Annotated in this window: 10 protein-coding genes; 8 read left to right on the top strand and 2 right to left on the bottom strand. The window is 69.5% G+C overall.

Annotation, left to right across the window (positions count from 1 at the left end; translation table 11 throughout):
• On the bottom strand, nt 1-1,803 hold a 1,803-nt coding region (locus ACE3UY_RS02465; RefSeq protein WP_374685967.1), incomplete at its 3' end, for a hypothetical protein.
• Nucleotides 1,804-1,971: 168 nt separating this feature from the next.
• Between ACE3UY_RS02465 and ACE3UY_RS02460 the strand changes: the two genes are divergently transcribed.
• The 6 genes from ACE3UY_RS02460 to ftsZ all read left to right on the top strand — a co-directional run bounded on the left by ACE3UY_RS02460 (nt 1,972) and on the right by ftsZ (nt 7,490).
• On the top strand, nt 1,972-2,739 hold the full coding sequence (locus ACE3UY_RS02460) for a class I SAM-dependent methyltransferase (RefSeq protein WP_374685966.1): 768 nt from the start codon (nt 1,972-1,974) through the stop codon (nt 2,737-2,739).
• Nucleotides 2,740-2,956: 217 nt separating this feature from the next.
• Nucleotides 2,957-3,682, top strand: a complete 726-nt coding sequence (locus ACE3UY_RS02455) for a hypothetical protein (RefSeq protein ID WP_374685965.1) — start codon at nt 2,957-2,959, stop codon at nt 3,680-3,682.
• A gap of 68 nt (nt 3,683-3,750) precedes the next feature.
• On the top strand, nt 3,751-4,479 hold the full coding sequence (locus ACE3UY_RS02450; RefSeq protein WP_374685964.1) for an FHA domain-containing protein: 729 nt from the start codon (nt 3,751-3,753) through the stop codon (nt 4,477-4,479).
• A 27-nt stretch (nt 4,480-4,506) separates the two neighbouring features.
• Complete coding sequence (gene amrB, locus ACE3UY_RS02445) at nt 4,507-5,721, top strand: AmmeMemoRadiSam system protein B (protein ID WP_374685963.1); 1,215 nt, start codon at nt 4,507-4,509, stop codon at nt 5,719-5,721.
• Between the two features lie 355 nt (nt 5,722-6,076).
• On the top strand, nt 6,077-6,289 hold the full coding sequence (locus tag ACE3UY_RS02440) for a helix-turn-helix domain-containing protein (RefSeq protein WP_374685962.1): 213 nt from the start codon (nt 6,077-6,079) through the stop codon (nt 6,287-6,289).
• A gap of 64 nt (nt 6,290-6,353) precedes the next feature.
• Nucleotides 6,354-7,490: a cell division protein FtsZ gene (gene ftsZ / locus ACE3UY_RS02435; RefSeq protein WP_374685961.1), complete on the top strand. Its 1,137-nt coding sequence runs from the start codon at nt 6,354-6,356 to the stop codon at nt 7,488-7,490.
• Between the two features lie 149 nt (nt 7,491-7,639).
• Here the strand turns inward: ftsZ and ACE3UY_RS02430 are convergent, their stop codons facing one another.
• The gene (locus ACE3UY_RS02430) at nt 7,640-8,074 is read right to left on the bottom strand and encodes an SH3 domain-containing protein (RefSeq protein ID WP_374685960.1); all 435 of its coding nucleotides are present in this window, start codon (nt 8,072-8,074) and stop codon (nt 7,640-7,642) included.
• A gap of 322 nt (nt 8,075-8,396) precedes the next feature.
• Here ACE3UY_RS02430 and hisG point away from each other — a divergent pair, with 322 nt between their 5' ends.
• Nucleotides 8,397-9,413, top strand: coding sequence for an ATP phosphoribosyltransferase (hisG, locus tag ACE3UY_RS02425; protein WP_374685959.1), 1,017 nt, complete (start codon nt 8,397-8,399; stop codon nt 9,411-9,413).
• Nucleotides 9,414-9,440: 27 nt separating this feature from the next.
• On the top strand, nt 9,441-11,529 hold a 2,089-nt coding region (gene hisD, locus ACE3UY_RS02420; protein ID WP_374685958.1), incomplete at its 3' end, for a histidinol dehydrogenase.

Raw genomic sequence — 11,529 nt, 5'->3', positions numbered from 1 at the left:
CTCGGCCGTCCAGCCGGCGTCGAGCTGCTCAGCGTCGTCGAAGAAGCCGATCTCCGGGATGGCGATGTCGTCGATGGCGAAGCCGCGCCACGTCTGGATGAGATCAGTCACCATCTCGAAGCGCAGCAGAATCTCCTGCCCGGCGTAGGGGGTCAGGTCGATTCGCTCCTCGAACCACTCCCCGCGGCGGCTGGAGTAAAAGCGGTCGGCCAGGGCGGCATCGGAGGGGTCGTCGGCCGGGCCAAGCCCCTGCATCCCGTCCGCGACCAACGGCTGCCAGCGCTCGCCGCCATCGGTGGAGACGGAGACGTAGGCGAAGTCGTAGCCCGCCTCGATGTCGGTGAAAGCCCAATAGGTCAGCGTGGCTGCGTCCACCTCGCGCAGATCGACCGTCCGGGTCAGACGCGGGTTGCTACTGTTGGCCCGCTGAGCATACCAGAAGCGCTCGCCCGACGGGGCGCCGGCCCCCAGTAGCGAGACCGCCGGCGCGCCGCCGAACTCGATGCGCGTCGTCCCGCTGGAGGGCAACTCGTAGTAGTCGGCTGCGTACTGGCTGACGGTCGTGTCGAACGTTGCCGGCCGGTTGTTGACCGGCGCGGTCAGCAGCGGGGCCAGTTCCGGCCCGCCCCAGCGGTAGCGCTCCGGCGCGTCGGGATCGTCGTGGACGGCCATGCTCACCAGCCAGTCGAGCCACAGCTGCTCGCCGGTCAAGTCCAGCCCGTTGGCCGCGGCCACGCTATCGACGGCGCTCAGCCCTGGCGCGGGGTCGGCGATGAACTGGGCGTAGAGCGCTTCGCCCAGGCGGTCGTAGATGAAGCGGTTGACCAGATACCCCTGGCCGTAGTAGGGCGTGGTGAAGCCGTCGGTCCAGCTGTTGAGTTGCTGATCGGGGTTGCTCAGGAAGAGGCTGCCGCGCGCCTGGGGCACGTCCACGTAGCCAACGAGGTCTTCGGCCAGCATCGCGCCCCCCTCGACGGCCCAATCCTCCTCCCCCTCGTCGTAGCTCGCGCCGAGCAGGTGGCGCAACTCGTGGGCCAGCACGTCATAGTAGTTGCCGCTGCCATACTGCCAGGCGTTCATGATAAACATCGAACGCTCGTTGGATTGCGGGTTGATGGCTCGCGGCAGCAAGTCCTGGGTGCTGAAGTAGCCGGCCAGCCCGCACGCCGCGGCGTCGTCGCACAGCGCCCCCGGCGAGGCGTGGACGATATGGGTTCGCTCCGCGGACGGTTCCACACCCAGCTGGGCGTAGAGCGTCTCGTAGATGGCGTCGAAGGCGGCCACGGCCTCGGCCACGCCGGCCGCGTCAGGCCGCGCCGCGTCGGGGGCCAGGTCGAACCAGAAGTAGGCGTGCTCGCCGATACCCATCAATTCGGCGCTAATCGTGCTGACTGTGTTGCTGTCCACGTTGCTGACATTGAACGGCTCGACCGCGCCTACCTCCGGCGCGACGGGCGCGGGCGACGTGGCCGCCGGGTTTGCGCCGCGAAAGGCGGCGGCCAGCCGCGCATCGTCGCGCAGCGGCGGCGCGGTTTGGGTCAGCTCGGCCGCCGTGGCTTCGCGGTCGCCGGCCGGGGCGGCTGTGGGTGCAGTGATGGTGGTTAGCGCGGCGGGTTCCGTGGCGGCCGTCGCGCCGGGCGAACGGGTGGGCGCGGCAGTTGGGGCTACGGTGGGCGGCGCGCCTGTGGGCGTCGTCGTGGCCGGAACAGTCGGCGGGAGGGTTGGGTCGGTCGCGCCGGCCGGCGGGTTAAAGGCGCAGCCGGCCAGGAGCAGGGTCAGGCAGAGAAGTAGGGTCAGGCGCATGGGGTCTGATTCTACTCACTCACTACTGCGCGTGGGAATATTCTAACCCACCGCCCAATTCGGTAGGGGCAGACCTGCGTGTCTGCCCCTGCCCCCACGCCTTACGTGTCTCGCTAGGGCCGACACGCAGGTCTGCCCCTACCATTCCTGTCGTGTACAATCGGTCTTATGCTACCCCTGGATCAACAAAACGCCTGGCGCGAGGTCTACCGCGCGACCCACCCCGGCTGGCGGCCGGCGACGGAGCTTTTCGCCGACCAGGTGCGCGCCCACCTGCGGCCCGACGCCCGGCTGCTCGACCTCGGCTGCGGCCGGGGCGGACTGGTGGAACAACTGGATGACGTAGCGCGGGATTCCTATCCCGCGTCTTCCCTCGGGCCACGAGATAAGAATCCCGTGCTACGTGTCATCGGCATCGATCCTGACTTCGCCTCCCTGCGCGAGCACCGGCTGCCGGCGCTGCCGCGCGCGGCGGCGCGCAGCGACCGGCTGCCCTTCGCCGCCGGTCGCTTCGACGTGGTGGCCGCCAGTTGGCTGCTGGAGCACCTGGTCGATCCGGCGGCCACCTTGGCCGAGGTCGCCCGCGTGCTGCGGCCGGGCGGCGCGTTCGTCTTCATCACGCCCAATGCCCGCCACCCGCTGACCTGGGCCAACCGCGTCGCCGGGCGGCTGGGGCGGGCGCAGGGGCGGTTGGTGGCCCGGCTCTACGGCCGCGTGGAGGCCGACACCTTCCCTACCGCCTACCGCGCCAACACGGCCGCGACGCTGGCGGCGCTGGCGGGCGCGGCCGGGCTGGCCCTGACCGACCTGCGCGCCGTGGCCGACCCGACCTATCTGGCCTTCTCCCCCGCGCTCTACCGCGTCCTGGCCGCCGTCGAGGAGCGCCTGCCGGCCGGACGGGGCATCCATCTCGTCGGTGTGGCGCTGAAGCCATAAGGGCTGCGCAGGTTACGGCGGATAGGACAGTTGTGGTAGCGCGGGATGGCATCCCGCCTCTGGGGGGCGCGGAGGGGCGGGATACCATTCCGCGCTACAATCGTCCTTATATACCATAGGCGCTCCCCTGCTCCCCCGCTCCCCTGCTCCTCCACCCGGTGACCAAACAGGTACACAACGGTGACACGCCGCCCACAATCGCCTACAATATGGCGCGATGGAATCGCTACCGCTCATCCGACGCGCCTACTATGGCTACCTCAGCCGGATGTACGAGCTAACGCACACGCTCAGCCGGCGCACTTTCCTTGGCTTTCGCCTGAGCACGCTGGCGCGCTGGCTGCCCATTGTGGCGTTGCTGGTCGGCCTGGCCCGCGACTGGCCGGTGGCGCTGCTGGCGGCGCTGCTCGCCCTCATCGCCTGGATCAATTACTCGCTCTGGCGGGCCAAGCGCGACAACTACAACCGCTTTGTTCCCCTGCCCGCCGCGCTCATGAGCGCGGACAACCTGGAGCCGCTGGCCCCCAACACCAAGGTTCCCGTGCTGGCGACCGGCCTGTTCAGCGTCAGCGGCCGTAGCGCCTGGCTGCTGCTGTCGCCGGCCCATTACTGGCGCGTGCCCCTGGGCGAACACGTCATCATGGCCGAGGAGACGCCCGGCAAGTACCTGTACCAGTTCTTCGGCGCGGCCAGCCTCCAGGACGTGCGCGCCGGCCTGCTGCTGTTCGGCCGCCGGCCGGTCGAGGCGCTGGCGGTCAGCTTTCTGGCGCAGTGGGGGCCGGAATACACCCGCTTCGGCCAGGTCTACGAGACGGGCCACAACGACGACCTGCCGCCGCCCAAGCGCGTGATCGTCTATCTGACGATCGGGGACGCCGACACCCGGCGGGCGGTCTGGCACACCATCGTCAGCGAGGCGCGTCGCGCGCGGGTAGGGGCGTAGAAACCCGGTTTTTCCGACAAACCGGGTTTCTAGACCCGAACCGTGAACGCAGATATAGTAAGCGGGCCATGAACGAAACCGATCCTCTTCTCGTCGTCGAACGCGGGCCGTCGCCGTCGCTGCGCTACCCGCTGGAACTGGAGCAGGTGACGGTCGGCCGCAGCGCCGGCAATAACCTGGTGCTGGCCGACCCGGAGATCTCGCGCCGCCACCTGCGCGTGGTGAAGCGCGCCGACGGCTACGCCGTCGAGGACATGGGCAGCACCAACGGCACGTTCGTCAACGGCCAGCGCATCAGCCACCTGACGCTGTTGCAGGATGGCGACACTATCGACCTGGGCGACACGGTGCGGCTGCGCTTCGTCGCGCCCCAGCCGGCGGCCGTCGCCCCGCCGTCCCCAGCCGCCCCGGCGGCCACCGTCAACCTGGCCGAACGGCCGACGCAAGCCTTCCGGCCCACCACGCCCGAAGCGGCCTATACCTCACCCGCACCGGCCCCGGCTGCGCCGGCCTACACGCCGCCCGCGCCGGCTCCGGCCACCCCGCGCCCCGCCCCGGCCGCGCCGCCGCCCCAGCCAGTCTACACCCCGCCGCCGACCTACGCCTACCAGCAGCCGCGCCGCGGGCGCGGGCTGCTCATCGGCTGCGGGCTGCTGGTGGCGTTGCTGCTGGTCTGCGCCGGCACGTTCCTGCTGCTCGACAACTACCAGGGCGGCCGCCTCCTTTACTGCGGCGCGGCGCGTCCCCTCTTTGAACTAGTTCTCGGCCCGTTCGGCTTCGCGCCCATCTGCCCCTGACGCCGGCCCCAACCGCCGAGACGCGCCATGAGTTACCCCCGCCTGCGACCGCTCGACTTCCAGCCTGTCCACCATCAGGGCGAGCCGATGTGGTTGCTGCGCGATCCGTGGCAGATGGGCCAGCGGCAGCTCATCTTTCCCCACGCCCTGGCCCAGGTGCTGCTGTTCATTGACGGCACGCGCAGCCCGCAGGCCATCCACCGCGCCTTCTGCGACCACGTCGGCCAGGACGCCCCTTTCCAGATCGTGGCCGAGGCGCTGGCCCAACTGGACGCGGAGTACCTGCTGGACAACGAGCGGGCCGCGGCCCGGCGGCGCGAACTGCTGGCCGACTACCACGCCCAGCCCTCCCGCCCGCCGGCGCTGGCCGACCTGAGCTACCCGGCCGACCCGCGCGCGTTGAGCGCACTGTTCCGGCGTTATGGCGCGGGCGACGACGAGGCCCCGGCGTGGGCCGGGCGCGGCGTCGTCTCGCCCCACATCGACTACAACCGCGGCGGGCCGGTCTATGCCCGCGTCTGGCGGCGGGCCGCGCCAGCCGCGCTGGCCGCCGATCTGGTCATCATCCTGGGCACCGACCACAGCGGCGGGCCGGGCAGCGTCACCCTGACCCGCCAGCCCTACGCCACCCCCTACGGCGTGCTGCCTGCCGACCGGCCTCTGGTCGAGCGGCTGGCCGAGGCGCTGGGGCCGGAGGCGGCCTTCGCTGAGGAACTGAACCACCGCGGCGAGCACTCCGTCGAACTGTCGGCTGTCTGGCTTCACCACGTCTACCAGCAGGCCGGCGCGACGCCCCGCCCGATGATCCCCATCCTGGTTGGCTCCTTCCACCACTTCGTCAGCAATGGCGCGCATCCAGCCGGCGACGACCGCCTCAACCGCTTCCTGGAGGCGCTGCAACGCGAGACGGCCGGCCGGCGCGTCCTGATCGTCGGCTCGGTCGATCTGGCCCACGTCGGCCCGGCGTTCGGCGACCCGTTCCACATGGACGCGGCCCGCCGGGCGCAACTGCGCGCCGCCGATGACGACCTGATGGCCGCCATCCTGCGCGGCGACGCGGCCGACTTCTACCGCCAGATCGCCGCCGTCGGCGACCGCAACCGCATCTGCGGCTTCTCCCCGCTTTACCTCATGCTGCGCTATCTCGGCCCGACGACGGGGGCGCGGGTGGCCTATGACCACTGCCCGGCCGACGCGGAGGATGCGTCGCTCGTGTCCATCTGTGGGCTGCTCCTGGATTAAGAAAAGGAATCCGCAGATTTCGCAGATTACGCAGATCTTCAGAGTTCGCATCCTCAGATGCGAACGGCCCCGTCAGCAGAGCATCCACCGCTAATCAGAGTTCGCATCCTCAGATGCGAACGGCCCGACGAGACTCGCATCTGAGGATGCGGACTCCGCTAGCAATGGTTAGGCGAGTCAATTGACGTGCTTGGGGGGTGTTATGTAAAAACATCCGCCTGAGTGACTAGTACTATTGACTTAGGCCCTAAACTGTTGTATTGTTGCAATATGTTGTAATATCCCGCATGACATCAACAGCTGTGGCGCGGTTCGAGGGGAAGTCGAGCCGCTTCTTGTCAGCGGTGGTAAGACCATGAGTAAAGACACGTTATTGGAAAACTATGCCGACGTCAATCAGGTCAGCAAGCGCCTAGCGATTCATCCCGAATCGGTGCGCCGCCTTATCCGCGACGGTAAGCTGCCGGCTATCAAGTTCGGCAACAAGTGGCTGGTCGAGAAATCGGTGCTGGAGCAATTCGCCAGCGGTTACGACGGCCGGCCGGGGAACAAGGCCACGCTCTTCTGACGCGCTGCCCGAGCGACACGATCAGACTCTATCCACCAATCGGGAACTAAAGAGGGAACATAGGATGCAACGAACAACGATTACGGATAGCACCGCCAGCATCCGTGTGATCGGTGTAGGAGGCGCCGGCAGCAATGCGGTCAACCGCATGATCGCCGAGGGCGTCCAGGGTGTCGATTTCATCGCCGTCAATACCGACAGCCAGGCGCTGTCGCTGTCGAACGCGCCGGTGCGGGTGCGCATTGGCGACAAACTGACCCGTGGTTTAGGCGCGGGCGGCCAGGCCGACCAGGGCGAGAAAGCGGCCAGCGAGTCATTGGACGAGTTACAGGCCGTCCTGCAAGGCGCCGATATGGTCTTCGTCACGGCAGGCATGGGCGGCGGCACCGGGACCGGCGCGGCCCCCGTCATCGCTCGCACCGCCCAGGAGATGGGCGCGCTGACCATCGGCGTGGTGACGCGGCCGTTCTCCTTCGAGGGCAGCAAGCGCGCCACCTCGGCCGAGCAAGGCATCGAGCAACTGCAACAGCACGTGGATACGCTCATCATCATCCCCAACGACCGCCTGCTCGACATTACCGACAAGCGCATGCCGTTGCACGAGTCTTTCCAACTGGCCGACGACGTGTTGCGCCAGGGCATCCAGGGCATCACGGAGCTGATTACCGTGCCCGGCCTGATCAACCTGGACTTCGCCGACGTGAAAGCCATCATGACCGGCGGCGGCGCGGCGCTTATGGCCGTCGGCCGGGGCACGGGCGAAGACCGCGCCCGCATCGCCGCCGAGCAGGCCGTCAGTTCGCGGCTGCTCGACGTGACGATCGACGGCGCGCAGGGCGTTCTGTTCAACATCACCGGCGGCTCGACGCTCAGCCTCTACGAGGTCAATCAGGCCGCCGAGGTCATCCGCGAGACGACCCACCCCGATGCCAACGTCATCTTCGGCGCGGTCATCGATGAGGCGATAGGCGACGAGATCCGCATCACCGTCATCGCTACCCGCTTCGACCGTTCCCAGATGCGCCGGCAAATGTTGCCGCGGGCGGATACGGGGCTGTTCGAGGTGGCCGCCCGCCAGGCGCGCGCCCCCGAACCGGCGGCCCGCCCCCTGCCGCGCGTCGAGGAGCCGGCGGCCCAGGAGATGGCTCCCCGCTTCGCGCCGGGCAACATCGAGGTGCCCGCCTTCTTGCGCCGCAAATAGATTCAGAATTACCGGCGGCCCCGCCGCGCGGCGGGGCCTTTACCACCGTTTGCTCGCAGGCTACATCCCCTCTCTGCTGCTCCCCCTGTTTCGCAGGACAGGGGGAGCTCCCTTTTTCCTGAATGTAGGGCGATTGGCCAAGTTGCCCATCAGGGCGTGGCCGTCGCCGTCTCCACCTCTAGCCGCGTGTACTGCGTCCCGCCCGATACCCAACATACGCTGCCGTCGGCGTCCGGCGGGCACTCGATGCGCCACCAACCGCTGGCCTCGTCCCGGCCCAGCACCGTGACGCGCGCGTCTCGCAGCAGGAAGCCCACCCGCGGGAAGCTGACGCCGGGGCCGCCGCGCACATTGAGATCGACCATGATGCGGAGGGTTCCCTGCGCGGCCGGCGCGGTCGCTTCGCCGGGCAGCGTGGCCGTGGGCGCCAAACCGGGCAGGCCGGTGGCGTCCGCCGCCGGTGTCGCGCTGGGGTTGGGCGGCGGCGGCAGGCCCGACTCTGGCTGTCCGGCAAAGGCGTTGCAGGCCAGCGTGGCGAACAGCAGTAGCGCCAGCCCCGTCCAGATGACAACCCGATCCCGCATGATGCACCTCATTTCCTTGTTGTACTATAACCCGTCGCGCCAATTTACAAAACCGCGCAGTTGTAGCGCAGCCTGTCAGGCTGCGGTGCAGAAGCAGCCTGACAGGCTGCGTTACCGAAGTTGCCAACTCCATCCCCTTTATGCTAGACTCCTCCCCATGTTCGACACCGCCCTCGTCCCGCTCGCCCGGCGCGCCGCGCACCATCACGCTGCGCCGCTTCACGCTGCCCGGGTTTGAGGGAGTCGGCGGTTCGCCGCACACGCAAGGGACAAGCGCCCTCCTCAGGAACCTGGGGAGGGCTTTTTTGTTGCAGGAGTGAATATGGAGCGAAACGACATCCGCCTGGCGCTGCCCAGCAAAGGCATTTTGCAAGAGGGAGCCATCGAGTTCCTGGAGGCGTGCGGCCTGCGCGTCTTTCGGCCCAACCCGCGCCAGTATGCGGCCACCATCCCGGCGCTGCCCGGCGTCGCCGTCATGTTCCAGCGCCCGGGCGACATTGTCACCAGCGTCCAGGGCGGCAGTGTGGAGTTCGGCATCACCGGCCTCGACGTGCTGACGGAGAAGGCGGACGACGGCCCGGACACAACCCTTATCATCCACGACGCATTGGGCTTCGGGCCGTGCTCGCTCAACCTGGCCGTGCCGGAGGAGGCGGGCGCGCAGTCGGTCGATGACCTGGCCGGCTGGGCGACCGACCTGGCCGCCGCCGGCCAGCCGCTGCGCATCGCCACTAAGTTCCCGCGCCTGACGGCCGGCTTTCTGGACAGCCACGGCGTCGCCCCCTACCGGCTGGTGAGTGTCGAGGGCACGCTGGAGATCGCGCCGGCCATGGGCAACGCCGACCTCATCTGCGACCTGGTCTCGTCCGGCGTCACCCTGCGCGACAACCACCTGCGCCCGCTGGCCGGCGGCGTCGTCTTGCGCTCGCAAGCCTGCCTCATCGCCCACCGGCCAGCGCTGCGGGTGCGGCCCGACGTGCTGGCGACGGCCCGCCACCTGCTGGAGTACATCGAGGCCCACCAGCGCGGCAGCGGCTCCTTCTTTATTACCGCCAACATGCGCGGCGACTCGGCCGAGGCCATCGCCCAGCGCATGTTCGACCAGACCAGCCTGGGCGGCCTGCAGGGGCCGACCATCGCCCCCGTCGTCGCCCGCGAGCATCTGCGCGCCGAGGCCAACTGGTACGCCGTTAACGTCGTCGTCCGCCGCGAGCGGCTGTTCGAGGCGGTCGGCGAGCTGCGGGCCATTGGCGGCAGTGGCGTTGTCGTCGTGCCCTGCGCCTACATCTTCGAGGAAGAGCCGGAGCGCTATCGGGCGATGCTGGCCGCGCTGCAATGAATTCAACGCGGATGAACACGGATTGAGATGATTACCATCTATAGCAGTGAAGAAGCCCAACGAACCATCCTGCGCCGCGACATGGCGCTGGAGCCGGAGCCGCCGCCCGCCCTGCGCGCCGGGCTGCGGCGAATCTTCGGCGAGGAGTTGACCCCGGCGGCGGCCGTCGACCGCATCCTGCGCGACGTGCGCGCGCGCGGGGACGCCGCGCTGCTCGACTGGACGCGCCGCATCGACGGCGTGGCCCTGGAGCGGCTGGCCGTAGACCCGGCCGAGATTCGCGCCGCCCCGGCCGCGCTGCCGGCCGACCTGTGGGACAGCCTGCGTCTGGCCGCCGGCCGCATCCGCGCCTTCCACGCCCTGCAGCCCATCCACTCCTGGACAACCGATACGCTCGGCGGCCGGCTCGGCCAGCGGGTGACGCCGCTACGCCGCGTGGGCGTCTACGTGCCCGGCGGCACCGCGCCGTTGCCCTCCTCGCTGCTCATGTCGGCTATCCCCGCCCAGGTGGCCGGCGTGGCCGAGATCGTCGTCGCCACCCCGCCCGGCCGGGATGGCCGCGTGCCGCCGGTCATTCTGGCGGCGGCGGCGGCGGTGGGCGTCGAGACAATCTACACGCTGGGCGGCGCGCAGGCCGTGGCCGCGCTGGCCTTCGGCACGGCCAGCATCCCGCGCGTGGACAAGATCGTCGGCCCCGGCAACCTGTTCGTCACGCTGGCCAAGCGGCAGGTCTTCGGCCTGGTGGGCATCGACGGCCTGAACGGGCCGACTGAGACGATCGTCATCGCCGACGAGACGGCCAATCCCGCCTGGGTGGCCGCCGATCTGCTGGCCCAGGCCGAGCACGACACACTGGCGACGGCCATTCTGCTGACCCCCTCGCGCCCGCTGGCCGAGGCGGTGCAGGCCGAAGTGGCCCGCCAGATGGAGCACCTCAGCCGCGATGGGGTCATCGCCGCGGCGCTGGCCGGGCAGGGCGGCATCGTGCTGACGGCCGATCTGGCCGAGGCGGCAGCGCTGGCCGACGCCTTCGCCCCGGAGCATCTATGTCTCGCCACGGCCGAGCCGGCGGCGCTGGTCGATTCGCTGCGCCACGCCGGCGGCCTCTTCCTGGGCGAGCGCTCCTTCGAGGTGCTGGGCGACTACGTGGCCGGCCCCAGCCACACCATGCCCACCGGCGGCACGGCCCGCTTCGCCTCGCCGCTCAACGTGCTCGACTTCGTACGCATCACCAGCCTCATCGACCTGGACGCGCGGACGACGGCCGAGTTGGCTCCCGTCGCCGCCCGGCTGGCCCGCGCCGAGGCGCTGACGGCCCATGCCAATGCCGCTGACCTGCGCGCGCGGAACCCTCTCCCCAACCCTCTCCCAAGGGGAGAGGGAGCCAATCTCCCTCGCTCCACGGAAGAGGGCGCTCCCCCTCGCGCTATGGGGGAGGGCCGGGGAGAGAGCGCTCCCCCTCACCCTATGGGAGAGGGCCGGGGAGAGGGCGTTTTCCCTCGCCCTGCGGGAGAGGGTTGGGGAGAGGGCGTTCCCCCTCACCCTATGGGAGAGGGCCGGGGAAAGGGCGTTTTCCCTCGCCCTGCGGGAGAGGGTTGGGGAGAGGGCGTTCCCCCTCGCCCTGTGGGAGAGGGTTGGGGAGAGGGCGTTCCCCCTCGCCCTGTGGGAGAGGGTTGGGGAGAGGGCCAGGTCCGCCCCGACATCCTCAACATGCAACCCTACACCCCCATCCTCCCCTTCGACGTGCTCTCCGCCCGCCTCGGCCGCGCGCCGGAGGATATCGTCAAGCTGGACGCCAACGAGAACCCCTACGGCCCCTCGCCACGGGCGCTGGCGGCGCTGGCTGGCGGACGCTACTATCACATCTACCCTGACCCCGAGGCCAACGCCCTGCGCGACGCCATCAGCCGCTACACGGGGCTGCCCAAAGAGCGCCTGCTGGCCGGCATGGGCGCGGACGAGCTGATCGATCTCGTGCTGCGCGCCGTGCTGGCCCCCGGCGACGCCGTCATCGACTGTCCACCGTCGTTCGGCATGTACCCCTTCTCGACGGCCGTCAACGCCGGGCAGTACGTGGCCGTCCCCCGGCGCGACGACTTCAGCCTCGACGTGGCCG

This window comes from Promineifilum sp. (SeqCode) (genome assembly GCF_041918635.1).
In the GTDB taxonomy this organism is placed as follows: Bacteria; Chloroflexota; Anaerolineae; order Promineifilales; family Promineifilaceae; genus Promineifilum.
This window is presented reverse-complemented; position numbering and strand designations above follow the sequence as displayed.